Below are 26,707 nucleotides of genomic sequence, written 5' to 3'. Positions count from 1 at the left end.
CCCTGCAACACCACAACAAGCACGACATCCACGGAGAAAACGATGAAGAAACTTGCATTGGCCATGACGCTGGCCCTGCTCGCCGGCAGTGTGTACGCCAAGGACGCCGGCGTTATCCGCTTCGGCCTCGACCCCAGCTATGCCCCGTTCGAATCCAAGGCACCGGACGGCAAGCTGGTCGGCTTCGATATCGATATCGGCAATGCCATCTGCGCCCGGCTGCAGGTGCGTTGCGTCTGGGTGGAAAACTCCTGGGACGGCATTATCCCGGGGCTGAAGGCCAAGAAATTCGACGCCATCCTGTCGTCGATGAGCGTGACCGAGAAGCGCCTGCAGCAGATTGCCTTCTCCGACAAGATCTACCACACCCCGACACGGCTGGTCGCCAGGAAGGGCGCCGCGCTGGGCACGCCGGAATCACTCAAGGGCAAGCGCATCGGGGTGGAACAGGGCTCGACGCAAGAGACTTACGCCCGCAAATACTGGGAGCCCAACAACGTGACGGTGGTGACGTACCAGAACCAGGACCTGGTCTACCAGGACCTGCAGGCCGGCCGGTTGGATGCCGCGCTGCAGGATTCGGTGCAGGCCGACCTGAGCTTCCTGAAAACCGCACGCGGCCGCGATTACACCTTTGTCGGCGCGGCACTGCATGACACCGACACCCTGGGCGTGGGCGCCGCCATCGGCCTGCGCAAGGAAGACCAGGCACTGCGCCAGCAGCTCAACAAGGCCATCTACGACATCCACAAGGACGGCACTTACCTGAAGATCCAGAAGAAATACTTCGATTTCGATATCTATAACTGAGCCTTGCCGCGAGCGGCATGAGACACGCTGCCGGCTACCACACCAGCCAGAACCACGGCTGGCGGGTAGCCGGCGCTGTCATTGGCAAATACTGCGTTACCACTCCCGTGCTTTGTGATGTACTGCCAGCAGCGGCCACGCACTGTATGCGGTTGAAACACGCCATGTAAGGAATCGGCAGCCTGCGGCGACTAAGCTAAGCGGCCAGCCCGCTGTGACGGGGCATGGGCGCAGCTGGATATCCACACAATCACAAGGAAACACTATGGGACTGGTTAGCCACATCACTCACTTGTTGCGGGGCGACACCGGATACCGGCGCTCCGGCGTGCATGAGGATCTGCTGACCAGCCTGCTGGTAATGGCCTGGATGGTGGAAGCGCGTGACCCGTATACCGGCGGCCACCTGTGGCGGGTATCGCGCTTCAGCCATCTGCTGGCCACCGCCCTGGAGCTGCCGCCTGCAGATACCGCCCGCATTGCGCTGGGCGGGTTTCTGCATGACCTGGGCAAGATCAGCGTGCCGGACCACATCCTGCGCAAGAAGGAGCGCCTGACGAGCGAGGAATATTCGGTCATCAAGACCCACCCGGAAGTGGGTTGGCGCATGCTGGCCGGCCACCCGCTGGCCGGCATGGTGGAAGCGGCCGTCCGCGCGCATCACGAAACCCCGGACGGCAAGGGCTACCCGCGTGGTTTGAGCGGCGATGCAGTGCCTATCGATGCCCGCATCGTCGGCATCTGCGATGCCTTCGATGCCATGACCAGTACCCGCCCCTACCGGCGTGGCATGCCGGTGGCGCAAGCGCTGCAGATCATCGAGCAGAATCTGGGCCGCCAGTTCGATACTGCGTGTGGCGAGCGCTTCATTGCCCTTGGTCGCAGCGGGCAGCTCGACCACATCGTGGGCCACAGCGATGAGGGCATACCGCTGCGCAGCTGCCTGGCGTGCGGCCCTATCCTGGTGGTGCAACGCAGCAGCAAGGCGGGCGACCATCTGTACTGCCCGTCATGCACCGGCGAATATGCGCTGGAACCCTCCGCCGGGCTGCTGAATGCGGTAGCAACCGGGCAGCAGGGCAGCGCCGAGCAACTGGAGCCGAAAGTCGATAACGAGCTGATTGCGCAAGTCGTGCGCGCATCGGCACGCGCCCTGCTCACCGCCTGAAGGCAGCCGTTCGCGGCAGCGGCAGGTACATGCGGGCAAGCGATGAACATTGATCAGGCTCGCCCCAAAACCGGGTACACCGGTATGTTGCCGGTGGTGGTTTACCTCCTAAGCACTGAAGGGGTTTGCCGCAGCGGGTATTTTCTGCAACAGCAACCGAAGCGTCAGCAACGCCAGCACGCAGGTCACGCCGCCGCTGAACACGAAATAACCAACCGGCCCCAGCGTGGTCATCACCAAGGAGGCGATGGTCGGCCCAAGCATGCCGCCCACCGAGAACAGCAGCAGCAAACCGGCGCTCGCCGCGATGAGCTGATCGTTCGCAATGAAATCATTGATGTATGAAGTCACCAGACCGTACACAGTGAAGGTCAGGCTCACGTACAGGTACACCATCGGCTCCAGCCAGATGCCTTGCCGATACCAGGTGATGGCAATGCAACTGGCAGTAGCCAGCGTCGCCACGCCGAACAGTACCCTGCGGCGGTCGATCCGATCCGAGAGACGTCCCACCGGCCATTGCAGGCACAACGCTGCCAGCATCGCCGCCCCCATGAAGCTGGACACCCCGGCTACCGAGTAACCGACACCGCGCATGAACACCGGCGCCATGGCATAGAAGCCACTGTTGAGCATGCCTGCCGCCAGGCCACCCCACACGCCGAGCGGGGCTTGCCGGTAAAGCTGCAGCAGCGCCGACAAGCGGAGCCCCGCTACCGGGCCGGCCTCGCCCGGCTCTTGCGGCGCAGCCCGTTTATCAGTCAAGGTAACCGGCAGCAAGGACAGGGCAAACAGGCAGGCAATCAGGCTGAACAGCTTGAAGCTGGCCGGATCGGCCAGCTTGAGCAGCAATTGCCCGACCCCGGCCGCCAGATAGGCGGTGATCAGATAAAACGAGAATACCCGCCCACGGTGCTTGTTACTGACCGCAGCATGTAGCCAGCTCTCCACCACGGTGAACAGGCCCACCATGCAGAAGCCGGCAATCAGGCGCAACGTCGCCCACACCCAGGCCTGACTGAACACCGCATGCCCGAGGGCGGCGCAACAGAGAACTGAAGCAAACACGGCAAAAGCGCGGTGATGACCAATACGCGCAATCAGCGCGCTGGCGCCCAGGGCGCCGATCATGAAGCCGGCGTAATAGGCCGACTGCACCAGCCCCACCATCAGTGTCGAAAATCCCGCCTGCACCAACCCTATCGAGACCAGCGTGCCGAACAGGCCGATGCCCATCATCAAGATCGCATTGCCGAGAAGGATCGCAGCGACAGCGGACAACACCTTGGTCATGAGGCACTTTCTGTGAAATATCCATCATTGGAAGGCGCCCCGAAAAACCCGGGTTTCCAAGCGAGACAAGATGCCGGCGAAACTACCTCCGCAGCATATGGCTGATAGCCAGGGAGACAGTGTTCGTGAGCAACGCAGTAACGCAACAAAAACGGGGGTTTTTCGAGGTGGCCTGGATAAATTGACTCGCTGTTTCACCCTGCCTTATCCGCAGAGCGCGCTGCTTCAAAGCGACGTGCCAAGCTCGGTCTCGATGCGTTGCAACAGCAGCGGGTCACGCAGCAAGCCGAGCGTGCGGGTGATATCCGGCGCGACCACCCGGTCTTCGCTATATGGCGGGATATGCTCGCGAATTACCGCCAGCGCGGCACGGCTACCTTGTCCCAACGCGGCAGCGTCGAAGAAATGCAGCGCCTGCGCCGCTACCAGGTACTCGATCGCCAGCACGGTTTCCACGTTGTCGAGCACTTTGTGCGCCTTGAGCACGGCCGGGGTGGCCAGGCTCAGGTGGTCCTCCTGCAGCGCCGAGGTGACAAAGTTGTCAACCACCATGGGGTGCGCCAGCACCTTGTTCTCGGCCACCAGCGCAGCGGCTACGTACTGCACGATCATCAGCCCCGAATTGACCCCACTGTCCTCAAGCAGGAATGGCGGCAGCCCGCTGACCAGCGGGTTGACCAAGCGATCAATGCGCCGCTCTGCAACCCCGGCCAACTCTGCCGAGGCGATTGCCAGCAGATCACCTGCCATGCCCAGTGACTGGCCGTGCGGGTTGGCCTGAGAAACCACCCGGTAGTCGTCCGGGGTGCCGAATACTTGCGGATTGTCGGTAGCGGAGGCCAGCTCGATATCGACTTGTCGCCCGATATGGGTGAACTGATCGCGGCTGGCGCCGTGAATTTGCGGTATCGAACGAATGCTGAGGGCATCCTGTGTGCGTATGCCTTGGTGGCGACTCAAATTGGCACTGTCTGCCAGCAAGCGGCGCAGGTTGGCACCGACCTGCAGCGCCCCGGGATGAGGCTTGACCGCGAGCGCTTCGGCATCGAATGCGGCCAACTGTCCCTTGAGTGCCTCAAAGCTCATGGCACTGATCACATCGGCCCACTTGGCCAGGTGCTCGGCACGCGCCAGCGCCATCGCCAGAAAGGCGGTCATGCAAGGCGTGCCGTTGACCAGCGACAGGCCATCCTTGGCGCCAAGCACCAGTGGTTCAAGCCCGCGGCGTGAAAGTGCCACGCCGCCAGGCACACGCTCCCCTTCTACCCAGGCTTCACCAAGACCAATCAATGGCAGCGCCGCATGTGCCATGTGAGTGAGATAGCCAACCGACCCGCCCGCAGGTACCACGGGGGTGATACCGAGGTTAAGAAAGTCGACTAGCCGCTGAACCACGGCCGGAGAAATACCGGAATGGCCGTGCGCGTAGTTCTGCAGTTGCGCCGTCAACAGCGCACGCGCAAGCGGAATCGACAGCGGCTCGCCAACGCCACAGGCATGGCTTTGCAGCGTATTGCTCGACAACCTGGCCAACTGATCCGGGGACAACACCACATTGCACAACGCCCCCAGCCCCGTGGTAATGCCATAAGCTCGCTCGCCATTGGCGACAATGCGCTCGACAATGGCGCGGGCATTGTCGATGCGGGACCAGGCTGCCGCATTGAGCTCAAGCCGTGCACCAGCAGCCACTGCGGCCAACTGCTGTCGACCCAGCGGCGCCCCCCCGATGATGACGGTGTCAACCATGAGCGTGGCTCGAAATGAACTGCCGGAAACGCTCGGACTTGTGCTCGCGGAACAATTCGTCCGGGGTGCCATCAGCCTCAACCCGACCCTGGTGCATGAACAAGACGCGGTTCGACACATTGCGGGCGAAGCCCATCTCATGTGTCACCACCAGCATCGTCCTTCCCTCTTCCGCCAGCTGGCGCATCACTTTAAGCACTTCGCCCACCCGCTCCGGGTCAAGCGCGCTGGTCGGCTCATCAAACAGCATTACCTTTGGTTTCATCGCCAAAGCCCGCGCAATTGCCGCTCGCTGCTGCTGACCACCGGACAGGTGCGCCGGGTAGAAGTTATGTTTATCCGCAATCCCCACTTTCTCCAGCAGCGCCATTGCCTCGTCAATGCATTCGTTACGAGCCCGCTTCTGGATATGTACAGGGCCTTCGATCAGGTTTTCCAGAATCGTCATGTGCGAAAACAGGTTGAAACTCTGGAATACCATGCCCAGTTCGGAGCGAATCCTGTCTACCTGGCGACGGTCGGTCGGCTCAAGCTGGTTGTGGCGATTCTTGCGTAGCATGAGCTGCTCGCCGGCAACAATGATTTCCCCCTCATCCGGCGTCTCCAGCAGGTTGATGCAGCGCAGGAAAGTACTTTTGCCCGAGCCGCTGGAACCCAAGATGGTAATCACATCACCTTCATGTGCCGTGAGGGAAACACCCTTGAGCACTTCGTTACTGCCGAAGCGCTTGTGCAGGTTGCGGATTTCAAGTGCGGAGGCAGTAGTCATCTTGCTCTCAATTGGAAGGTCATTGGTTTTCATATCGTCAACTCACTCTCTATCGCCGGCTTAGGCAGGCATGGGGCGCAGATGCGGGGACAGGCGATACTCGATCAGGCCAATCACGCGCACGATGAGGAAATTGAGCAGCAGGTAGATCGCCGCAGCGCACAGGAACACCTCCATGGTGCGGTAGCTGTGCGAGATAATGCGCTGGGCCACTCCGGTGATCTCCCAAACCGTCACCAGGCTGGCGAGCGCGGTGGATTTGACCATCAACACGATCTCGGTCGAATACGAAGGAAGCGCTTGACGCAGTGCTACCGGGGCAATCAGCCGACGGAATAGCAAGAGGCCGGACATACCCATCGCACGCGCCGCCTCAAGCTGCTGTGCCGGTACCGCCAGCACGCCACCACGAAAAATCTCGGCGGTATAACCGGCAGTACACAAGGCCAGTGAAATCACCGCGCAGTTGAACGGATCACGCATCACCGGCCACAGCATGCTGTCTCGCACCGCATCAAACTGCCCCACGCCATAGTAGACAAGGAACATCTGCACCAATAACGGCGAACCACGGAACACGAATACGTAGCCACGCGCCAGTTGCCGTGGCAAATACCAGCGCGAGAATCGCATCCAGGTAAGACCCAGTGCCAGCAACAGGCCAAGCAGAATCGATAACGCGAACAAGCCGAGCGTAACGGGTAGCGCTTCCAGCAATTGCGCCACCGTGTCAAAGAGAAATTCGAAATCCATTGAATGCTCCTTAGCCAATGGCACGGCGGAAGCTCTTGCCTACGCGCGCCTCAGCCCGGTCGAACACGCGATTGGACAAGCTGGTCATGACCAGATACAGGCCACCGCCGACGGTGTAGAACAGGAAATAATGGTGAGTGGAGCCCGCGCCTACCTGGCTGGTCCGCAACAACTCGGCCAAACCGGTCACAGAGATCAACGCCGAATCCTTCAGGCTCAGTTGCCACACGTTGCCCAGACCAGGCAACGCAAAACGCATCACTTGCGGAACGATGATGCGAAAGAACAGTTTCTTGCGCGGCATGCCCATCGCACGTGCAGCCTCGATCTCCCCACGCGATACCGCCAGGAAGGCACCGCGATAGACCTCGGCCTGATATGCACCGGAAATCACGCCAACAGCGAATGCACCCGCCAGAAACGGGGGCAAGCCAAAGAAACCATCTGCACCGAAATAGCTGCCCACTGCCGTAGCCAGCGTGGAACCGCCGAAATAGATCAGGTAGATCACCAGTAGCTCCGGTACGCCACGAAAGACCGTGGTATACGCATCGCCAACAATTCGAGCGGGAAGATTCTTGGACAGTTTGCCCCATGCCACCAGGGAGCCAAACACGGAGCCAATCGCAAGCGCAGTGACTGTTACCGCTACCGTCATCAGCGCCGCAAGCAGCAGCACCTGCCCCCAACCATCCGGGCCAAAACCGAGTAATTCAAAAGCCGACATGTTCAAACGCCTTTAAGTGGGCAGGTTGCCGCGCCCCCCTCCGGACACAGGACGGAGGCAGCAGGCAACCGCATTCCAACACCGTGAGCCCCACGCCCCATGTATAAGGGAGAGGGCTCAGGGCCTTTGCCTTAAGGTGCCACGTTGAGCTTGAACCACTTCTCGCTCAGGCGCTTGACAGTGCCGTCCGCAAGAGCGGCCTTGATGGCAGCGTCAAACTTGATTTTCAAGTCCTTATCCGCCTGGCGCAGGCCCAATGCCTCGCCCTCGCCCCAGATCGGACCCGCGATTTTCGGGCCGGTGAAGGTCAGACTCTTGTTGTCAGGTTTGGAGAATGCCGAGATGAAGTAGGTCGCATCGTCGAATGCGACATCGATGCGGCCAGCCACCAGGTCGAGGTCATGCTCCGCCGCGGTTTTGTATTCGCGAATGGTGGCAATGTCTTTGAATTGGCTGTAGATAAAGCCGGAGTAAACGGTGCCCGCCTGGATACCGATGGTCTTGCCTTTGAGCGCCGTGCGCAGCGTAGCTACCGTCGCTTTATCGCTCGCTGCGTTGCCAGTCAGCTTAACGGTCATGCCGGAACCCGCGATATTTGCAAGCTTGCCACCTTTGGCGGCAACAAATACGCCAGGAGTGTTGGCATACGGCAGGGAGAACGCGATTTCCTTCTTGCGTTCGTCTGTCACCGACAGCGCATCCATGATCACGTCAAACTTGCCGACCTTGAGCCCGGCCATCATGCCATCCCAGTCCTGGGCAATCAGCTTGCATTTGACCTTCATGCGCGTACACAGGTTTGCGGCCAACTCCGGCTCGAAGCCACCCAGCGAACCATCCGGCTTGGTCAAATTCCACGGCTCATACGCACCCTCAAGTGCGATCGTAACGTTCTGCCAATCCTTGGCTTGGACATGCAACGAAAAAGTCGATGCCATGATGGCTGCCGCGAGCGCCAGGCTCTTTGCGGATACGGTAGGTACTTTCATCTCTCTGATCCTGTAGACAGTGTGCACCGCTTCCTGCCGCTCAGTAGCCGGAAACAAAAACGCACGTGGGTTCGTTGGTACTGTCGTTGTTATGTTCTTAGTCCTGGCCTTTCATATCCCGGCCAGATGCTATCGCCCAAGCCCGGGCCACAACATGTTCACCATCGTGCATGCCTATACAACTTAGTGTCAACAGCTTTTCCAGCCACTTGCTGTATTTTCATTTTTATTGTTCAAATACAATAAGTTACAATACAACACCACAAGGATTTCCATGCAAAGAACATGCCTATACAAACAAGATGCGTGCTATAGTGACCGGATGCTAATTATTGTGAATGCTCATGCATCCGACTAATAACAAGCCTGTGCACGCCTATGCCCAGATCAAGAACTATGTGCGCAAGCAGATAGAAAGCGGCGTCTGGCCGAACGGCAGCCTGATCCCTTCCGAACATGATCTGGTCAAACAATTCAGCGTATCGCGCATGACCGTGCATCGTGCACTGCGGGAGCTGACTGCCGAACAAGTGCTCACACGCATTCAAGGCGCAGGCACGTTCGTGTCGGCACAGAAGTACCAATCCACCTTGATCGAGATAAAAAGCATTGCCGAAGAGATTAAAAACCGCGGCGATGTGCACAGCAGTGAGGTGCTTATTCTTGAATGCACGGACGACAGCAAAGCGTTGGCCGCACTCGGCCTGCCAGCCGGCCCCGCCTTCCACTCCCGCATCGTGCATTACGAAAACGAGGTGCCAATCCAGCTGGAAGACCGCTACGTCAACCCCAAGCTGTACCCGCACTACCTTGAGCAGAATTTCACCCTGATTACGCCGAACGAATACATGACACGTGAAGCGCCATTACAGCGTGCTGAGTACGTCATCACCGCCACAATGCCGGATGCCACCGTTCGCCACCGGCTGCGCATGGATATTGGTACTCCCTGCCTGGTGCTGCATCGACGTACGTGGGCACACAACCAGGTGGCCACCGACGTGACACTATGGCACCCGGGAACCCGCTATCAGTTTTCAGGCAGCGTCTAAGCGTGTTGGCATCGTCGAAATTGGCCGTTTCCGGCGGCAGTTAGCACACGCGACGAGCCTGGAGCAGTCAGACCCACGCTCCCCACTCCTGAAATATCAGTACGTCCGCTATTCGGAAAAAGTAAAAGAAGCCAACGGCCCCTTCTATCGGACAGGTCCCGGCAGACCTTGCGAGCGCCTGGCGCAACTGGCAGCCGAAAATGCCGGGCTGCGCGCTCGCCTGGCGGCGGATCTGCGCTGAACGGCCCGGATTCAGGCGTCCTGGTACTTCACACCCTGGCCACAATTGCTGGCTGCCAATGCCGGCATCGGGCACCCCGCCCCCCTCTCCCCCGCGTCGCAGACCGCCTTTGCCACACCGTGGCCAGCTGCGCTTGACCGCCATCAAGAAGGTCGAATCCTGAAGATCCATCTCGTGTACATCTTTTAAAGATGCCCATACAGTACATCTTAAGTATTGCCCTTTCCAACCCACCGGGGGATGAGATCATGAAATCAACACGTCGTTTATGGGGATGGCTAGCAGTGATTTGCCTGCTGTCATTCTCGACCTTGCTGTACATAGGCAAAGAAATCTATGTGGCCGCGCCACCTATTCCCAATGCAGTAGTAAGCAGTAATGGCCGGGTAGTGTTTACCGGCGAGCAGATCAAGCGTGGCCAGCAGGCATGGCTGGCTTCCGGCGGGCAGCAGGTAGGCACGGTGTGGGGCCACGGCAGTTATGTGGCGCCGGACTGGTCGGCCGACTGGCTGCACCGCGAAGCGGTGGCGCTGCGCGACACCTGGGCACGCCAGGAATTCGGCAAGCCCTACCTCAATCTGGATGCGGACAAGCAGGGCCTGCTGGACGCCCGCCTGCGCCGCGAAATGCGCAAGAACAGCTATGATGCCGCCAATGGCCGCGTCACGCTGAGCCAGGAACGCGCCCAGGCGGTGGCGCAGGTTGCCGCGCACTACGAAAGCCTGTACGGCACCGACAAGGCGTTCGACACCCTGCGCGAACAATACGCGATGAACGCCAACGCACTGCCGAACGCTGCCGACCGCGAAGCACTGGCCTCGTTCTTCTTCTGGTCTGCCTGGTCGGCCACCACCGACCGCCCGGGCCAGTCCGACATCACCTACACCAACAACTGGCCGCATGAGCCGCTGGTGGGCAACACCCCCACCACCGCCAACGGTCTGTGGTCGATTGCCAGCGTGGTACTGCTGATCGCGGGCATTGCCGCCATGATCTGGTATCACACCGCGCATGGCGAAGAAGAGCACGTGGCCACACCGGCCAAGGATCCGCTGTTCAACGTCAAGGCCACGCCGTCGATGCGTGCCACCAAGAAGTACTTCTACGTGGTGATCGGCCTGCTGCTGACCCAGGTAGGCATGGGCGCCATCACCGCGCACTATGCGGTGGAGGGGCACAGCTTCTTCGGCATGCCGCTGGCCACCGTGCTGCCCTGGGTGGTGAGCCGTACCATTCACACCCAGTTCGGCGTGCTGTGGATTGCCACTGCATGGCTGGCTACCGGCCTGTATATCTCGCCGCTGCTGTCCGGCCATGAGCCCAAGCTGCAGAAGCTCGGCGTGGATGTGCTGTTCTGGGCGCTGATCTTCATCGTGGTAGGCTCCACCGCCATGGGCTGGATCGGTTCGCTGCAGCATCTGGGCACCGACTTCAGCTTCTGGATCGGCAATCAGGGTCTGGCGTACACCAGCATGGGCCGCGTGTGGCAGATCCTGCTGTTCATCGGCCTGCTGTTCTGGCTGTTCCTGATGGGCCGCGCGCTGATGCCGGCACTGAAAAACAAGAAAACCGAAGGCCGTGGCCTGATCGCCATGGTGTTCCTGTCGGCCACCTGCATCGGCTTGTTCTACGCCTCGTCGCTGGCCTGGGGCCAACACACGCACTACTCGATGATCGAGTACTGGAGATGGTGGCTGGTGCACCTGTGGGTGGAAGGCTTCTTCGAAGTGTTCGCTACCGCCGTGATTGCACTGATCTTCTCGCGCCTGGGGCTGATTCGCATCGATAGCGCCAACCGCGCCATCGTGATGGAAACCATCGTGTTCCTGTTCGGCGGCATCCTGGGTACCCTGCACCACCTGTACTTCACCGGCACCTCTACCGCGGTGATCGCCGTGGGCGCCGTGTTCTCTGCCTTTGAAGTGGTACCGCTCGCGCTGATCGGTCTGGAAGGCTGGCATACCTACCGCAAGGCGCAGGCCGCACCGTGGGTAGCCACCTACAAATGGTCCATCCTGTGCTTTGTGGCCGTGGGGGTATGGAACACCCTGGGCGCCGGCGTGCTCGGCTTCTCGATCAACCCGCCGATTTCGCTGTACTACGTGCAGGGCCTGAACATGACCCCGGCCCATGGCCACGCGGCACTGTTCGGCGTGTACGGCATGCTCGGTATCGGCCTGATGCTGTTCTGCCTGCGCGGCCTGTCGGAGCGTGATGACTGGGAAGACAAGCTGCTCAAGCCCAGCTTCTGGATGCTGAACGTGGGCCTGTTCATGATGGTGTTCATGTCGATTCTGCCGTCGGGCATCTACCAGGCCTGGGCCAGCGTCAGCAAGGGTCTGTGGTATGCCCGCTCGCCGGAGGTGATCCATTCCGCCCTGATGCAGAACCTGGTGTGGCTGCGCGTACCGGGTGACATCGTGTTCGCACTCGGTGTGCTGTACCTGGCACGGTTCGCGCTGCGCCTGATCCGCCGCCGCCCGGCTGCAGTGAAGGTGGCACAGGGTATCTGATTCCGGTAGTAGTCCAAACGGGCCATCATGATGATGGCCCGTTTTTATGTTGTCCGGCTTCAGATCAACCTGGAGTAGGTCGACGTCGTCGGCTGGTTCAGGTAGTGGTCGAACACCATGCTGAGCGCCCGCACGAACAACCGGCCCTTGGCGGTAACCCGGATGAAGTGCGGCTCGATGCTGACCAGCTCCGCATCTTCGTATTGCCGCAGCTGCGCCAGCTCGCGGGCAAAATAAGTATTGAAATCGATGTCCCAGCGGCGGTTGATGGCCTCGATATCGAGTGGCGCGCTGCACATCAGCGCCATGATGATCTGGCGCCGCAGCAGGTCGTCCTGGTTCAGCTCGAAGCCGCGGTCTATCGGCAGCTGCCCGTTGTCCAGCCGCTCGTAGTAGGCATTCAGTGACCGCACCGACTGGCCATAGGAATGGCCCACCTTGCTGATGGCGGAAACGCCAAAGCCTGCCAGGTCACATTCGGCCCAGGTGGTATAGCCCTGGAAATTGCGATGCAGCGTGCCGTTCTGCCGCGCCAGGTTCAGCTCGTCGTCGGGGCGCGCAAAGTGATCCAGCCCGATATACACATAGCCGGCATCCAGCAGCCTTTGCATCGACATCAGGAATATCTGCAGCCTCTCCTCGGCCGAGGGCAGGTCGGCGGCAACGATCAGCCGCTGCGCCTTGAAGCGGCTGGGCAGGTGCGCGTAGTTGTACAGCGCGATGCGGTCGGGCGCGAGCTGGATCAGGCTGTCCAGCGTGCGGCTGAAACTTTGCTGCGTCTGCTTGGGCAGGCCGTAAATCAGGTCGGCATTCACCGATTGAAACCTGGCGCGGCGGCTATCGATCACCGCCTTCTCCACCATATTGAATGGCTGAATGCGATTGACGGCCTGCTGTACCGCCGGTTCGAAATCCTGCACGCCAAAACTGTTGCGGTTGAAGCCCAGCTCGGCCAGCTCCTCCAGCAAGCCGTCATGCACCGTACGCGGATCAATCTCGATGCCCAGCTCAGCATCTGCCGTGAAGTCGAAGTGCTCGTGCAGCATGTCCAGCAGCTGGCGCAGCTCCTTCGGGCTGAAAAAGGTCGGCGTGCCGCCCCCCAGGTGCAGCTGCACGGTTTGACGATCCGGCCCCAGGTACGACGACACCAGCGCCATTTCCCGCTCCAGGTAGCGCAGATACTGGCTTACCCGGCTGTGATCCTGAGTGATGATCTTGTTGCAGGCGCAGAAATAGCACAGCGACTCGCAGAACGGCAGGTGCAGGTAGACGGACAGCGGCGGGTTGCTGTCGCTGTGCCGGCGCTGCTCCAGGTAGTGCTGGTAGCTGTGCTGGTCAAAGCCGGGGTGGAAGCGGTCCGCGGTTGGATACGAGGTATAACGCGGCCCCGACTTGTCGAACTTGCGGACCAGCGCTTCAGAAATGTCGATATCCGCCATGGCGATTGCCTTCCCGTTAGAACGCTGCTGGACAAAGAACCGGGCTGCAGAGCCGGGCATCGTTTGCTGCCCGACGCCGCTGCACACCAGCTTGGCCTTATCACTTTAGGCCTTGTCGCCGCCCGCTGCGCGGCAAGTGGACGAAGGCCTGTTGCCATGTGCTGGGAACTGCCGCAGCCGGCATCTACAATCAGTCACATCTACAACCGGTCACATCAACAACCGGTCAGCCAGCATGGCTGCTGCCCTGGCGGCACGCCGGAGCCCGCATTGTTTTGCGCAAAGCAGGCGCCAAGCCTGCGCTTTCAGGAGGCGCACAATGAACAGCAAGAACACCATCTGCCTATGGTTCGACGGCGATGCCCTCGATGCGGCCAACTTCTATGCCCAAACCTTCCCCGACAGCGCGGTCGGCACCGTTTTTTATGCCCCGGACGACTACCCCGCCGGCAAGGAAGGCGATGTGCTGACTGTTGAATTCACCGTCGCCGGCATTCCCTGCCTTGGTCTGAACGGCGGCCCGCATGTCAGGCACAACGATGCCTTCTCGTTTCAGATTGCCACCGACGATCAAGCCGAAACGGACCGCTTGTGGCAAGCAATTGTGGGCAATGGCGGCGAGGAAAGCGCATGCGGCTGGTGCAAGGACCGCTGGGGGCTGTCATGGCAGATCACACCCCGCGCGCTTATCGCAGCAATCAGCGACCCCGACCGCGCGGCGGCCAAGCGCGCATTCGCGGCCATGATGACCATGGGCAAGATCGACATCGCCGCCATCGAAGCCGCCCGCCAGGGCTGACGCCTCCCCGATGAGCATCCCGACCCGCCCCGTGAAGGAGCCACTGATGCGAGCTTTATGCCTGATTACCCTGCTATTGCTCTCGCTGCCCGCCCGTGCCGATGACATTCCCGACCCGGAGCTGACCCCCGGCAGCGCGCGGCCCGATCTCACCCAGCAGCAGATTTGCAGCACCACCTGGGGCAAGGACGAGCGCCATGTCAGCGCGGAAATGAAGCAGCAGGTTTTCCAGCGCTACGGCTACAGCGGCAATGACGACCCCAGGTGTATACCGGCGGGCAATCGTCACTGCGAGGTCGATCACCTGATCAGCCGCGAGCTTGGCGGTGCCGATGAAATCGATAACCTCTGGCCGCAGGCCTATGGCAGCAGCCCGTGGAATGCCGTGCTCAAGGACAAACTGGAAAACCGGCTGCACAAGGAAATGTGCGCCGGCAATATCACGCTGGATGAGGCCAGGCAGATGCTGGTGAACGATTGGCGGGAGGCCTACAAAAAGTATTACGGCGAGCCGTGAGCCGGGAATGGTCTGGCCCCGGCATTCGCGCTCGCCATATTGCCGCGGAGGCGAATCAAATACCCTTGCCGGTATTTTTCATTTTCTCTTCCAGTGAGGCAATCAGGTCCATGGGCAGGGGAAACACGATGGTGGTGTTCTTGTCTGCGCCAATCACGGTCAGCGTTTCCAGATAGCGCAACAGAATCGCCTGCGGCTCCTGGGCCAGCACCTTGGCGGCCTGGAACAGTTTCTCCGATGCCTGCAATTCCCCTTCGGCATGAATCACCTTGGCACGCCGCTCGCGCTCGGCTTCGGCCTGGCGGGCGATGGCGCGGATCATGGATTCCGTCAGGTCTACCTGCTTGATTTCAACGTTCGACACCTTGATGCCCCAGGAGTCGGTCTGGGCATCCAGCGCCTGTTGAATATCCATGTTCAGCTTTTCACGCTCGGCCAGCATATCGTCGAGCTGGTGCTTGCCCAGCACCGAGCGCAGCATGGTTTGCGCCAGCTGGCTGGTGGCATTCAGGTAGTCCACCACCTGGATGATGGCCTTTTCCGGGTCGGTAACCCGCAGATAGACAACCGCGCTGACTTTCACCGACACGTTATCGCGTGAAATCACGTCCTGGGTCGGCACTTCCAGCACCACGGTGCGCAGATCCACCCGAATGGACTTCTGGATCGCGGGAATGATGATGACCAGCCCCGGCCCTTTTACCTTCCAGAAACGCCCCAGGGTAAACACCACACCGCGTTCATATTCACGGAATATGCGGATCGATGTGCCGATCAGCCAGATCATGATCAGCACGAGGGAAACAGGGGGCATCCAGCCGAGGTCGATGATCATCATTCTCTCCTGGCGTTAAAAACCATTACCCCTCTGCATGCAGTGCCATATATGTTCCTGGATCGCCACGGGCGGATACTGCTTCCCCTGGCCAATCCGGCGCTAATTGAACAGCCGACGTACTAACTGCTTGTTAAGTATAGTTTCTTTTTCAACAAGAACTTATCTGGCAAGCCGGCGCCGGATGCCGTTTTGCCTGCCTGGCATGAACAACGGCCGCCCGGGTGGGCGGCCGTGCGCTGGGGCCATGCGGCCAACTAACCGTGCCTTCACAGCCGGCCGGCAGTCAGCCGCCGCTGCGGGTCATCTGCAGCGGGTCCACCCAGGCATCGAACTCCTGCGCCGTGGTGTAACCCAGCTCGATGGCCACCTCGCGCAGGGTGCGGCCCTGCCGGTGCGCAGTCTTGGCGATGGTGGCGGCCTTGTCGTAGCCGATGTGGCGGTTCAGCGCGGTCACCAGCATCAGGTTGTTGGCCAGGTGGTGTGCTATCACCGGCAGATTGGGCTCGATGCCCTGCGCGCAGTGCAGGTCGAACGAGATGCAGGCATCGCTGAGCAGGTCGATGCTTTCCAGCACGTTATGCACCATTACCGGCTTGTAGACATTGAGCTGGAAATTGCCTTGGCTGCCGGCAAAAGCGGTAGCGGCGTCGTTGCCGAACACCTGCACGCAGACCATGGACAGCGCCTCGCACTGGGTAGGGTTCACCTTGCCCGGCATGATGGAGGAGCCCGGCTCGTTCTCCGGTATCAGTATCTCGCCTATGCCGCAGCGCGGCCCACTGGCCAGCCAGCGTACATCGTTGGCAATCTTCAGCAGCGCACCGGCCAGCGTGCGCAGGCAGGCGGAAGTGGTAACCAGCGCATCGTGCGCCGACAGCGCAAAGAACTTGTTGGCCGCAGCCTGGAAAGGCTGGCCGGTTTCTACGGCAATGTGGCTGGCGCAGCGCTCGCCAAACTGCGGGTGCGCATTCAACCCGGTGCCGACCGCGGTGCCGCCTATGGCCAGATCGTACAGGTCCGGCATGCTGTGGCGCAGGGTTTCCACCGCGTAGTCCAGCTGCGCCACCCAGGCGCCAACCTCCTGCCCCAGGGTAATGGGGGTGGCATCCTGCAGGTGGGTGCGCCCGGTCTTCACCACTTCGTCGAACGCCGCCGCCTTGTCCGCCAGCGTGTCGCGCAACTGCCCCACCGCCGGGAACAGGCGCTGCTCCAGCTGTGCCACCACCGCGATGTGCATCGCGGTGGGAAAGGTATCGTTGGACGATTGCCCGCGGTTGACATGATCGTTGGGATGTACCGGCTGCTTGCTGCCCAGTGCGCCCCCCAGCAGCTCGCTGGCGCGGTTGGCGATCACCTCGTTGGCGTTCATGTTCGACTGGGTGCCGGAGCCGGTCTGGAACACCACCAGCGGAAAATGCTCGTTCCAGCGCCCGACTATCACCTCGTCGGACGCCTGCATGATGGCGCGACCCAGCTCCGGTGCCAGTTCGCCCAGCTCCATATTGGCCTGGGCGGCAGCCTTTTTCAGGATGCCCAGCGCGCGGATCACCGGAAACTTCCAGCGAAAGCGGTCGCTGCCGATATCGAAATTGCCCAGCGAACGCTGGGTCTGCGCGCCCCAGTAGCGGTCGCTGGCAACGGGGATGGGGCCGAAGGAATCGGTCTCGATGCGGGTGGTGGTCATGGCTGCTGTCCTTGCAAGATGCCCGCCTGCGATATGCCGCAAAAGCAAAGAGGCCCGTCGGGCCCCATGTCGTCCTTGCCTGCCAGTGGCGTGACAGACCATTTTGCCCGCCGGCGGAGGCGATGCTGTCAGATCACAGTGTTCTTATAGCCCGTAGCCGGGCAATGCGACAGGGCCGGGCAGCCCGCTACGGGCCGAGCAAACTCTTGTTTTCTGAGAGCCCCTTTCATCGATAATGGTAAAAAGCTGATTCCTCAAGGAGAGGGGATGGTTAGCCTGCGGCGTATTACTTGCTTTGCTTCATTACTGCTTGCCCTTAGCGCGAATGCCAGCACCGTACAACTGCTGACCCACGAAGAGGAACCCAATAATTTCACCAAAGATGGTGCCATTGTTGGGCTCTATCCCGAGGTGGCTCGCGAGATTCAGAGCCGTCTCGGGCAGTCACTCCCGATTACCATGCTGCCTTGGCCGCGGGCCTTTGCAAAGCTGCAAAGCGAGCCGGCCACGTGCATTCTGGATATGGGACGGACACCGGAACGCGAAAACAAATTCCAGTGGATCGGGCCAATTACCACCGGGCGATTCGGGTTCTATGCCAAGCGCAGCAACAGCCTCCGCATACATAATCTTGCAGAGGCCAAGGCTGTTGATCGGGTGCTGGTTCCCAACGGCTGGTATACCTATGAACTGCTGAAGAAGCTGGGATTTAACAATCTTGAACCTACCCTGACCCCGGAAACGATGGTGGCGATGTTGCTGCACGACCGGGGCAAGCTCATGTTCGCCGCTGCGTTTACCCTGCCTAAGTTACTGGCCAAAACGCAGGCACGGCTGGACGATGTCGAAATGGTCATGCTGGTCAACCAAAGCCAGTCCTATATCGTCTGTTCCCAGGACACGCCGCCTGAATTCGTCAACGCGTGGCAGCACATGCTGGTCACCATGAAGCGGGACGGCACTTTCCGCGCCTTGTTCCAAAAATGGCGGCCCGACGATACGCCGCCCGGCATCACGCCGGAACCGTATGTCTCCATCACCAACTAGCCGTAATACAAACCTCGCCCCGAATCTCATTGCTACTCGCAGGTGCTCACGGCAAAGTCAGGGAAGCGACGTCTGCATTTGCTGGCATCGAACCGCTTGTCGCGTTCATGGCGGGCCGGCTGCGCCTTATGTGTCGCCGGCAAGGCCCAGGCTGGCCATTACCCGGGCGGCATTAGCCTTGCAGTCCATGTTTTCCGGCCTGGATTCGATCAGCTGGATCAGCGACTGGATATGTGCCTTGTTTTGCGCCAGCCGTGTCTGCAGTGCCTCGATATCCGCGACCTTGCGCTGCAGGATGGCGATCAATTCGTCGTGCTGCCGGGAGGCAACATCCGTCGGCAGCAGCTGCTTGATTTCATCCAGCGAGAAGCCGGCCTGCTGGGCATCACTGATGATGGTCAGCACTGTCACTGCCTCCGGCGGGTAGTCGCGGTAGCCATTGGCCTGCCGGCTTGCCACCTTCAGCAGGCCCCTGGCTTCATAGAAGCGGATGGCGGAAGGCGCCATGCCGGTACGCTTGGCCAGTTCTCCGATTTTCATGCTGTTCCTGACTGAAGCATTGACTGAATGCCGTGCCGCCGGGCTTACGGCTGCTTGCCGTTTTGCAATGCGGCCAACAGTGCCTGCGCCACTTCCTTGCTGGAACCGGGGTTCTGCCCGGTAACCAGGCGGCCATCGGTCAACACGAAGCTGCCGAACGGGATGAGCGACTTCTCGTAGCGCGCGCCCTTGGCCTCCATCTCGCTCTGCAGCATATAGGGCACCTGATCCTTTACCCCGGACAGCGTTTCTTCCAGATTGGAAAACCCCGTCACGCGATGGCCGGCAATCAGCGGCGTACCGTCATCCGCCTCCAGATCCAGCAGGCCGGCTGCGCCATGGCACACCGACGACACAATGCCGCCATGGCGGTAGACGCCTTCGGCGATGCGCTTGAGTTCCCTGCTGCCGCGGAAGTCCCACATCGTGCCATGGCCGCCGGTATAGAAAATGGCGCGATAAGCCACCGGGTCAACGTTGGCCGCAGCCTTCGTCGACTGCAGCAGCGCCATGAAGGCCGGGTCATGCAGATGCGCCCTGGCCGCGGCATCCATATACAGCCAGCCCAGGCTGCGCTGGTCCAGCGGCACGGCACCGCCATGCGGGCTGACGAAATCCACCGTGTAGCCGGCGCCGGTCAGCACATCGTAAACGTGGGTCAGCTCGGTGAGCCACAGCCCGGTACGGTCGTTTCTGCCCGGGTAGTAGTCGTGGTTGGTCATCACCACCAGCACCTTGCCGGTGCTGACGGACGCTGCAGGAGTCGATTCGGCTATGGCGGTTTTCATCATCAGTAGCGCTATGGCGAGCAGGGCGAGCTGCTTGAAGATGGACATGGGTAATACCCTTCGGATGATAGAACATTCCACCATGCCCTCTGTCCGGGTACGGCGGCCTGCCAGAGATGACGGCAAGCATCATGCTAGGTTTAAAGCCCGCTTTAATGTCAACAGCGCCACCTCCCGACCCGGATCGCGCATCAGGCCGTGGCGGAATGGCTGCCGATGTGCCGACCCGGCCCACCATTACCACCCGGCGGCAGCAAAAAATTTCCTCACCACATTTTCTTCACCGCCGGGGCTTGACCTTCAAGTTGGCTTTAAATCTATCGTGCTGTCTCCACTACCCGGGAGACCACGATGAGCCCCTTCACTTCCCTAACCCTGCCCAACGGCACCCAGCTGCCGAACCGCCTTGCCAAGGCCGCCATGGAGGAAAACATGGCCGACCAGGATCACGCGCCATCCGCCGAACTGGTCCGCCTGTACCGCACCTGGGCGGAAGGCGGTGCGGGGCTGCTGATCACCGGCAACGTCATGGTGGATCGCCGCGCCATGACCGGGCCGGGCGGCGTGGTGCTGGAGTCGGCACAGTTCGGCGACCGCTTCGAACAGTGGTCCGCTGCCGCCCGCGCGCAGGGTGCGCAAGTCTGGATGCAGATCAACCACCCCGGCCGCCAGATGCCTGCCGCGCTGGGGCAGGAAGCCATCGCACCATCGGCGGTGGCGCTGGATCTGGGCAACTTCTCCAAACAGTTCGAGCTGCCGCGCGCCATGACCGCGGCCGACATCACCGAGGTACAGGCCCGCTTTGTCGGCAGCGCAAGGTTGGCCGCACGCTTCGGCTTCAACGGCGTACAGATCCACGCCGCGCATGGCTACCTGCTCAGCCAGTTCCTGTCGCCCATCACCAACCAGCGCACCGACCGCTGGGGCGGCAGCATCGAGAACCGCGCCCGGCTGTTGCTGGATATCGTCCGGGAAGTCCGCCAGGCGGTGGGTGCCGGCTTTGCCGTCTCGGTAAAGCTCAACTCGGCCGACTTCCAGCGCGGTGGCTTCAGCGCCGACGATGCCAAACAGGTGGTTGCCATGCTGAACCCGCTGGGCGTGGACCTGATCGAGCTGTCCGGCGGCAGTTACGAGGCACCGGCCATGCACGGCCAGACCCGCGATGGCCGCACACTGGCGCGCGAAGCCTATTTCCTGGAATTCGCCCGCGACATCGCCGCGGTTGCCCACATGCCCATCATGGTGACCGGCGGCATTCGCCGCTACCCGGTGGTGGAGCAGGTACTGCAAAGCGGCATTGCCGTCGCCGGCATGGCCACCGCACTGGCGATAGACCCGCAGCTACCCCGCACCTGGCGCGTCGACACCACGGCGACTTCCCTGCTGCGGGCCATCCCGTGGAAGAACAAGGTTCTGGCCTCGGTCGGTTACATGGCGATGGTGAAGTACCAGCTGCGCCGCCTGGGCAAAGGCAAACGCACCCGCCCAGATGTTGCTCCTGCAATAGCGCTGGCACAGCAGCAATGGGATACCACGTGCAGGAACTACCGCTACCGCCGCTGGATGAATGCCCAGGCCTTTGCTGCGTGATCACATCGGCAGGTGAACGATGACTCCCCCATGAAGCCACGACCCAGGCCGGCATGATCGACAGCCTCCATCGGCAGCGGTCGCTCAGTGCAATTGCCGTAAAGCCCGCTTGGGCCGAACTGCGGCCCCAGGCAGGAGCGGTAGCACGTCGGCCAAAGCAGGCAAGTACCCGATATCTTGATCAGTCTGCGGACCGGGGAAGAACGGACCTTACCCAGGAAGGCCTTCCCTGATGGTTGGCATGGCTTGTGGGCGGTAGATCTATGCCAACCACAAAGCCAGCTCCTGTATGGCCAGCTCAATAAAGGCACGCAGTTTTGGCGCCATGAAGCGCTGGCGGGGGTAGACGAGGTGGACTGGGTCTGCCTTGGCGTACCACTCGGGTAACACACGCACCAGGCGGCCTGCCGTGCAGTCTTCCTTGCACAGGTAAAGCGGCAGCAGGGCAACGCCTTCTCCTGCCAGTGCCAGGGCGCGAATCACCCGGATGTCGTTGACCTGCACCTGGCCTGTCATCGGCACCGTCACGCTGCCGGTTTCGCCTTTCAGGGTCCAGCTGTCCCTGCCCAGCGGGGTGAACTGCAGGCAGCGGTGGTGCCGCAGTGCCTGCGGCATATCGGGTACCGGTGCGGTTTCCAGATAGCCAGGGCTGGCAAACGGCACCCACTGTGCAACGCCTGCATGCCTGGCGATCAGGCTGGAATCCTTGAGCGCCCCGGTGCGAATGGCCACATCCACCCCTTCGGCAATCAGGTCGACGTAGCGATCCACCAGCAGCATGTCGATGCTGACCTTCGGGTAGTTGCGCCGCACTTGCTGGGCGATGCTGGACAGCAGCTGGTCGCCAAGATCGGCAGGCGCGGTGACGCGCAGCACGCCCCTTGGCTCGCCTATCGATTCGGTCACTACTGATTCCGCATCCAGCATGTGTGCCAGGCCGGTAGACGCGTGCTCGTAGTACAGCTCGCCCGCCTCGGTCAGCTTGAGCTGCCGCGTCGTGCGTTGCAGCAGCGTCACCCCCAGGCGCTTTTCCAGAGTGGCGACCCGATTGCTCACCGTGGAGGTAGGCAGGCCGAGCAGGCGGGCGGCGGCGCTGAAACTGCCAGCCTGCACCACCTTGACGAATACTGCTGCTTGATTGAGATCCATTATGCAACCAGTTGGAAAATGTTTTCGTATTTAACCATCTAGTGCGTGGGCAGTCAGCCTTCTACAGTAACTGCATCCACTCAAGGAGAGCAGTCATGAAACAACTGGCATTCATCAAACGCGGCAGCGGCAGTCACTGGGTCGGGGACGGCTTCCCGGTGCGGGGCATCTTTTCCTATCGCGATATCGCCGAGGAAATGTCCCCGTTCCTGTTGATGGACTACGCCGGCCCGGCCACCTTCCCGCCCACCACCCGCAAGCTCGGCGTTGGCCAGCATCCGCACCGCGGCTTCGAAACGGTGACCATCGTCTACGAAGGCGGCGTGTCGCACCGCGACTCGTCGGGTGGCGGCGGCACCATCGGCCCGGGCGATGTGCAATGGATGACAGCCGCATCCGGCCTGATCCACGAGGAATACCACAGCCCCGATTTCGCCAGCCAGGGCGGCGCCTTCGAGATGATCCAGCTGTGGGTCAACCTGCCGGCAAAGAATAAGTTGGCCGCACCAGGCTACCAGGGCATTACCGCCGGGCAGATCCCCACCGTGACGTTGCCTAACGATGCCGGCCAGATGCGCGTCATTGCCGGCAATTACGACGGCACTGCCGGCGCGTCACACACCTTCACGCCGATGAATGTCTGGGATCTGCGGCTGAAGGCCGGTCATCAAGTGGCGTTCGATCTGCCGGAAGGACACACCACGGCCTTGTTCGTGCTGCACGGCGCCATCCGCCTGGGGGATCAGCACGAGGTGCACGGCGCCGAACTGGCGGTAATGGAGCGCGCCGGCAGCCGCCTGGTGTTTGACGTGCTCGAAGACAGCACACTGCTGCTGCTCAACGGCGAGCCACTGGGTGAGCCCGTGGTGGGCTACGGCCCGTTCGTGATGAACAGCGAAGCGGAAATCCGCCAGGCGGTGGACGACTTCAACCATGGCCGCTTTGGGCGCATCGGCTGACCCCATGCCGGCACCCGCAGGAGGCTGAGCTAGCGCTCAGCCGCCACCTCCCCGCGCCGGCCCGGCATCGCTCCATCTGATGCTGGCAGTGCGCGGGTAAAAGTCAATACCAGGATTTTCCCGGCTTGCCTGTTGCTGATCGCCCGCCACGGCCAGGCAACGCAAGCCGGGAAATGCACCGCCGTGCTGGATTTCCAGCATGGCCCGTCTCTGAAAAGGAGCATTCCCATGAGCAAGCCCTACGTCAAACTCGACAAGAACAACGCCGCCGTGTTGCTGGTAGATCACCAGGCCGGCCTGTCCTCCCTGGTGCGCGATATCGACCCGGACAAGTTCCGCAACAACGTGCTGGCGCTGGCTGATCTGGCCAAGTACTTCAAGCTGCCAACCATCCTGACCACCAGCTTTGAAAACGGCCCCAACGGCCCGCTGATGAGCGAGCTGAAGGATACCTTTCCGGATGCGCCATACATCGCCCGGCCGGGCCAGATCAACGCCTGGGACAATGAAGACTTCGTGGCGGCGGTGAAGGCCACCGGCAAGAAACAGCTGATCATCGCCGGCATCGTTACCGAAGTCTGCGTTGCCTTCCCGGCACTGTCCGCACTGGCGGAAGGCTACGAAGTGTTCGTGGTAACCGATGCCTCCGGCACCTTCAATGAGGTGACCCGCCAGTCGGCCTGGGATCGCATGTCCACCGCCGGCGCCCAGCTGATGACCTGGTTCGGCGTTGCCTGCGAACTGCACCGCGACTGGCGCAACGATGTCGAGGGCCTGGGCACCCTGTTTGCCAACCACATCCCCGACTACCGCAACCTGATCAACAGCTACACCACCGTACAGAACAGCAAATAAGGCTGTGGGGGTGCCACCTCCTGGCGGCACCCCTTTACCCGGGAAATACGCACCATGCAAAAACTGCTGCAACTCAAGACCAGCCTCTTTGCCGATCAGGGGCAATCCAGCCAGTTATCCGATGCCTTTGTCGAGGCCTGGCAAGCCAGCCGGCCCGGATCGGAAGTAACCATCCGCGACTTCGCCGCCGAAGCGGTACCACACCTGGACGGCGCGGGCTTCCAGGCCTTCCTGAGCAAGCCGGGGGAGCGCACCGACCAACAGCAGGCCAAGGTTGCCTACTCTGATGCGCTGATCGCCGAGCTGCAGGCGGCGGACGTGCTGGTCATCGGCCTGCCGATGTACAACCTGGGCGTTCCGTCGATGCTGAAAGCCTGGATGGATCATGTCGCTCGCGCCGGCATCACCTTCCGCTATACGGCAAACGGGCCCGAGGGGCTACTCGCCAACAAGAAGGTCTACGTTTTCGCCACGCGCGGTGGCCGTTATGCCGGTACTTCCTTTGATACCCAGACCGATTTCGTGCGCAATTTCCTGGGTTTTATCGGCATCACCGAGGTTGAATTTGTTTACGCAGAAGGCCTGAACATGGGCGCGGAAAGCAAGGCAGCCGGGCTGGCAATTGCCCATGCCGAACTGAGCCGCATTGCCAGCTGAGGAGAGAAGTACCAATGGCACCAACTGTCAAAGCCACACTGCAAGAGACGCCTTATATCGTCTCGTTCACCGATGATCTCGGCCACAGCTGGACAGCTGACGAACCGCTGGAGGCAGGTGGCGGCAACACGGCACCAACGCCAGAACGCCTGATTCTGGCCAGCCTTGGCGCCTGCACGGCAATTACCCTGAAGATGGTTGCCGCTCGTCGGCAATTGCCACTGACAGGCATCCAGGTGGAATTGCAGCTCAACCCGGACGGCAAGCCGGAGAGCGGCAACAACATCGTTCGCCGGATTGCCCTGCAGGGCGACTTGAACGAGGAACAGCAGGCGCAACTACTGAAGGTGGCCAACAGCTGCCCTATGCACAAGCTGCTAAGTGGTGAGATTTATATCCAGACGGAACTCAGCCCCCAGCGTGGCTGAATCCGGTGTACAGCAGGCGCTGTATCACCCACCCTACTACTTCAGCGTTGGCCGACGATTTGCCGCTGATCACGGTAGTCAGACAGCAGCTTGGCCAACGTGGACGTAGAGCACTCACCGACCAACCTCCACTTGGCCGATGATCTACCCGCCCACCCGACGAGCCGGTAGTAGGTTGGCATTCTGTGCAAACGCTACTCACAACAGTTGCTGGCCCACCTCCCCGACCTGTCTGTTCAAATCTTCAAAATGACTGCTTCGAATTCTTCTGCTTTGTTCTAATCAGGATAATAACTATAGTTACTACATAGCAGCACAGAACAAGTACACCAAGGCAGTCCGAACCAAGACAAACGGATTGCAGGCTGGATGAAACAAGGCGGACAACCGAACAAACCGGCACCTGAGCTTGAAGCCGAATTTTGATTAAAGGATATGATCATGAAAAAACTGGTACTGATTGCTTCCATTTTTGCTGTGTTTGCCGGCACTGCCCAGGCTGAAACCATCGCCAAGCGCGAAAGCACTGATGCCCAGTACATCGCCAAGCGTGAGAGCACCGATGCCCAGTACATCGCCAAGCGCGAAAGCACCGATGCCCAGTACATCGCCAAGCGCGAAAGCACCGATGCCCAGTACATCGCCAAGCGCGAAAGCACCGATGCCCAGTACATCGCCAAGCGCGAGAGCACCGATGCCCAGTACATCGCCAAGCGCGAGAGCACCGATGCCTTTTACATCGCCAAGCGCGAGAGCACCGATGCCTTTTACATCGCCAAGCGCGAGAGCACCGATGCCCAGTACATCGCCAAGCGTGAGAGCACCGATGCCCAGTACATCGCCAAGCGTGAGAGCACCGATGCCCAGTACATCGCCAAGCGCGAGAGCACCGATGCCCAGTACATCGCCAAGCGCGAGAGCACCGATGCCCAGTACATCGCCAAGCGCGAGAGCACCGATGCCTTTTACATCGCCAAGCGCGAGAGCACCGATGCCTTTTACATCGCCAAGCGCGAGAGCACCGATGCCTTTTACATTGGCTAATCAAGTGAACAACAAAAGGAAAAGCCCGCGTTTGCGGGCTTTTCCTTTTTGAACGCTGCGCGTATAGAGGCACTCGCAGTCGAGTGTGAGCAATTCATGAGCCACTTTAGGTCGTGGTGAGAAGAGCCTCCAACGCCCTTACTTTGTGCAAAATTTGCACAAATTCATTTCCACAGCCTGCTGGCAGACTACTGCGGTAACTTTTGAGCAATGTAGCGCTAGCGGTTTTCGGCCTTAACAGGCAACCACGTCACCACTAAAAATGGCCACTTTCCTATTGGAAGTGGGCGGCCCCGGCTCCTGTAGGCA

The 26,707-nt window shown here is 60.7% G+C and carries 26 protein-coding genes; 13 read left to right on the top strand and 13 right to left on the bottom strand.

All coding sequences use genetic code 11. From position 1 onward, the window contains the following. The first annotated feature begins 42 nt into the window (after positions 1–42). On the top strand, positions 43–810 hold the full coding sequence (locus PSELUDRAFT_RS07005) for an ABC transporter substrate-binding protein (protein WP_088966167.1): 768 nt from the start codon (positions 43–45) through the stop codon (positions 808–810). 265 nt (positions 811–1,075) lie between these two features. Continuing rightward, complete coding sequence (locus PSELUDRAFT_RS07000; RefSeq protein ID WP_088966166.1) at positions 1,076–1,978, top strand: HD-GYP domain-containing protein; 903 nt, start codon at positions 1,076–1,078, stop codon at positions 1,976–1,978. A 108-nt stretch (positions 1,979–2,086) separates the two neighbouring features. Here the strand turns inward: PSELUDRAFT_RS07000 and PSELUDRAFT_RS06995 are convergent, their stop codons facing one another. The 6 genes from PSELUDRAFT_RS06995 to PSELUDRAFT_RS06970 form a co-directional block, all read right to left on the bottom strand. Beyond that, the gene (locus PSELUDRAFT_RS06995) at positions 2,087–3,271 is read right to left on the bottom strand and encodes an MFS transporter (RefSeq protein ID WP_088966165.1); all 1,185 of its coding nucleotides are present in this window, start codon (positions 3,269–3,271) and stop codon (positions 2,087–2,089) included. 225 nt (positions 3,272–3,496) lie between these two features. Further along, positions 3,497–5,020, bottom strand: a complete 1,524-nt coding sequence (hutH, locus tag PSELUDRAFT_RS06990) for a histidine ammonia-lyase (protein WP_088966164.1) — start codon at positions 5,018–5,020, stop codon at positions 3,497–3,499. Beyond that, positions 5,013–5,789: an ATP-binding cassette domain-containing protein gene (locus tag PSELUDRAFT_RS06985; protein WP_088968415.1), complete on the bottom strand. Its 777-nt coding sequence runs from the start codon at positions 5,787–5,789 to the stop codon at positions 5,013–5,015. Before PSELUDRAFT_RS06985 ends, hutH begins: the two co-directional genes overlap by 8 nt. A 60-nt stretch (positions 5,790–5,849) precedes the next feature. Continuing rightward, positions 5,850–6,542: an ABC transporter permease gene (locus PSELUDRAFT_RS06980; protein ID WP_088966163.1), complete on the bottom strand. Its 693-nt coding sequence runs from the start codon at positions 6,540–6,542 to the stop codon at positions 5,850–5,852. Positions 6,543–6,552: 10 nt separating this feature from the next. Further along, complete coding sequence (locus tag PSELUDRAFT_RS06975; protein WP_088966162.1) at positions 6,553–7,269, bottom strand: ABC transporter permease; 717 nt, start codon at positions 7,267–7,269, stop codon at positions 6,553–6,555. A 131-nt stretch (positions 7,270–7,400) separates the two neighbouring features. Beyond that, entirely contained in the window at positions 7,401–8,258 is an 858-nt protein-coding gene (locus tag PSELUDRAFT_RS06970) for a transporter substrate-binding domain-containing protein (RefSeq protein ID WP_088966161.1), read from the bottom strand. A 344-nt stretch (positions 8,259–8,602) separates the two neighbouring features. On the opposite strand from PSELUDRAFT_RS06970, the gene hutC reads away from it, so the two are divergent. Then, on the top strand, positions 8,603–9,310 hold the full coding sequence (gene hutC / locus PSELUDRAFT_RS06965; protein ID WP_088968414.1) for a histidine utilization repressor: 708 nt from the start codon (positions 8,603–8,605) through the stop codon (positions 9,308–9,310). Positions 9,311–9,889: 579 nt separating this feature from the next. Further along, complete coding sequence (locus PSELUDRAFT_RS06960) at positions 9,890–12,064, top strand: nitric-oxide reductase large subunit (RefSeq protein ID WP_231895324.1); 2,175 nt, start codon at positions 9,890–9,892, stop codon at positions 12,062–12,064. A 59-nt stretch (positions 12,065–12,123) separates the two neighbouring features. On the opposite strand, the gene hemN is transcribed toward PSELUDRAFT_RS06960, so the two are convergent. Next, a complete protein-coding gene (gene hemN, locus PSELUDRAFT_RS06955) occupies positions 12,124–13,503 on the bottom strand; it encodes an oxygen-independent coproporphyrinogen III oxidase (protein WP_197693947.1) in 1,380 nt (459 codons plus the stop codon). Positions 13,504–13,822: 319 nt separating this feature from the next. On the opposite strand from hemN, the gene PSELUDRAFT_RS06950 reads away from it, so the two are divergent. Together PSELUDRAFT_RS06950 and PSELUDRAFT_RS06945 are read left to right on the top strand one after the other, a co-directional pair. Next, positions 13,823–14,302, top strand: a complete 480-nt coding sequence (locus tag PSELUDRAFT_RS06950) for a VOC family protein (RefSeq protein WP_088966158.1) — start codon at positions 13,823–13,825, stop codon at positions 14,300–14,302. 46 nt (positions 14,303–14,348) lie between these two features. Beyond that, the gene (locus tag PSELUDRAFT_RS06945; protein WP_157725053.1) at positions 14,349–14,819 is read left to right on the top strand and encodes an HNH endonuclease; all 471 of its coding nucleotides are present in this window, start codon (positions 14,349–14,351) and stop codon (positions 14,817–14,819) included. 55 nt (positions 14,820–14,874) lie between these two features. Here PSELUDRAFT_RS06945 and PSELUDRAFT_RS06940 read toward each other — a convergent pair whose 3' ends face one another. Both PSELUDRAFT_RS06940 and fumC read right to left on the bottom strand, forming a co-directional pair. Beyond that, on the bottom strand, positions 14,875–15,654 hold the full coding sequence (locus PSELUDRAFT_RS06940; RefSeq protein WP_179947572.1) for a slipin family protein: 780 nt from the start codon (positions 15,652–15,654) through the stop codon (positions 14,875–14,877). 286 nt (positions 15,655–15,940) lie between these two features. Beyond that, complete coding sequence (gene fumC, locus PSELUDRAFT_RS06935; protein WP_088966156.1) at positions 15,941–17,341, bottom strand: class II fumarate hydratase; 1,401 nt, start codon at positions 17,339–17,341, stop codon at positions 15,941–15,943. A gap of 267 nt (positions 17,342–17,608) precedes the next feature. On the opposite strand from fumC, the gene PSELUDRAFT_RS06930 reads away from it, so the two are divergent. After that, the gene (locus tag PSELUDRAFT_RS06930) at positions 17,609–18,388 is read left to right on the top strand and encodes an ABC transporter substrate-binding protein (protein ID WP_088966155.1); all 780 of its coding nucleotides are present in this window, start codon (positions 17,609–17,611) and stop codon (positions 18,386–18,388) included. 126 nt (positions 18,389–18,514) lie between these two features. On the opposite strand, the gene PSELUDRAFT_RS06925 is transcribed toward PSELUDRAFT_RS06930, so the two are convergent. Both PSELUDRAFT_RS06925 and PSELUDRAFT_RS06920 read right to left on the bottom strand, forming a co-directional pair. Next, positions 18,515–18,928, bottom strand: a complete 414-nt coding sequence (locus tag PSELUDRAFT_RS06925) for a MerR family transcriptional regulator (RefSeq protein WP_088966154.1) — start codon at positions 18,926–18,928, stop codon at positions 18,515–18,517. Positions 18,929–18,972: 44 nt separating this feature from the next. After that, positions 18,973–19,764: a type 1 glutamine amidotransferase domain-containing protein gene (locus tag PSELUDRAFT_RS06920; protein ID WP_157725052.1), complete on the bottom strand. Its 792-nt coding sequence runs from the start codon at positions 19,762–19,764 to the stop codon at positions 18,973–18,975. Between the two features lie 303 nt (positions 19,765–20,067). Between PSELUDRAFT_RS06920 and PSELUDRAFT_RS06915 the strand changes: the two genes are divergently transcribed. After that, positions 20,068–21,306 carry an NADH:flavin oxidoreductase/NADH oxidase family protein gene (locus PSELUDRAFT_RS06915; RefSeq protein ID WP_088966152.1) on the top strand — a complete coding sequence of 413 codons (1,239 nt, stop codon included), beginning with the start codon at positions 20,068–20,070 and terminating at the stop codon, positions 21,304–21,306. A 261-nt stretch (positions 21,307–21,567) separates the two neighbouring features. Here PSELUDRAFT_RS06915 and PSELUDRAFT_RS06910 read toward each other — a convergent pair whose 3' ends face one another. Next, entirely contained in the window at positions 21,568–22,455 is an 888-nt protein-coding gene (locus PSELUDRAFT_RS06910; RefSeq protein WP_088966151.1) for a LysR family transcriptional regulator, read from the bottom strand. A gap of 95 nt (positions 22,456–22,550) precedes the next feature. Between PSELUDRAFT_RS06910 and PSELUDRAFT_RS06905 the strand changes: the two genes are divergently transcribed. Beyond that, complete coding sequence (locus PSELUDRAFT_RS06905; protein ID WP_088966150.1) at positions 22,551–23,414, top strand: pirin family protein; 864 nt, start codon at positions 22,551–22,553, stop codon at positions 23,412–23,414. Between the two features lie 36 nt (positions 23,415–23,450). Here PSELUDRAFT_RS06905 and PSELUDRAFT_RS19305 read toward each other — a convergent pair whose 3' ends face one another. Next, positions 23,451–23,615, bottom strand: a complete 165-nt coding sequence (locus PSELUDRAFT_RS19305) for a hypothetical protein (RefSeq protein WP_157725051.1) — start codon at positions 23,613–23,615, stop codon at positions 23,451–23,453. Positions 23,616–23,642: 27 nt separating this feature from the next. Between PSELUDRAFT_RS19305 and ycaC the strand changes: the two genes are divergently transcribed. The 4 genes from ycaC to PSELUDRAFT_RS06885 all read left to right on the top strand — a co-directional run bounded on the left by ycaC (position 23,643) and on the right by PSELUDRAFT_RS06885 (position 26,398). Next, a complete protein-coding gene (gene ycaC, locus PSELUDRAFT_RS06900) occupies positions 23,643–24,269 on the top strand; it encodes an isochorismate family cysteine hydrolase YcaC (protein ID WP_088966149.1) in 627 nt (208 codons plus the stop codon). A 54-nt stretch (positions 24,270–24,323) separates the two neighbouring features. After that, positions 24,324–24,926 (top strand): FMN-dependent NADH-azoreductase, encoded by a 603-nt coding sequence (locus tag PSELUDRAFT_RS06895; protein ID WP_088966148.1) that lies wholly within the window; start codon positions 24,324–24,326, stop codon positions 24,924–24,926. A 14-nt stretch (positions 24,927–24,940) separates the two neighbouring features. Then, the gene (locus PSELUDRAFT_RS06890) at positions 24,941–25,354 is read left to right on the top strand and encodes an OsmC family protein (RefSeq protein WP_088966147.1); all 414 of its coding nucleotides are present in this window, start codon (positions 24,941–24,943) and stop codon (positions 25,352–25,354) included. 441 nt (positions 25,355–25,795) lie between these two features. Then, positions 25,796–26,398, top strand: coding sequence for a hypothetical protein (locus tag PSELUDRAFT_RS06885; RefSeq protein WP_157725050.1), 603 nt, complete (start codon positions 25,796–25,798; stop codon positions 26,396–26,398). The last annotated feature ends 309 nt before the right edge of the window (positions 26,399–26,707 follow it).

The sequence above is a fragment of the Vogesella sp. LIG4 genome (genome assembly GCF_900090205.1).
In the GTDB taxonomy this organism is placed as follows: domain Bacteria; phylum Pseudomonadota; class Gammaproteobacteria; order Burkholderiales; family Chromobacteriaceae; genus Vogesella.
Note: the sequence above shows the minus strand (reverse complement) of the source record. Positions and strands in the feature narration are given on the sequence as shown.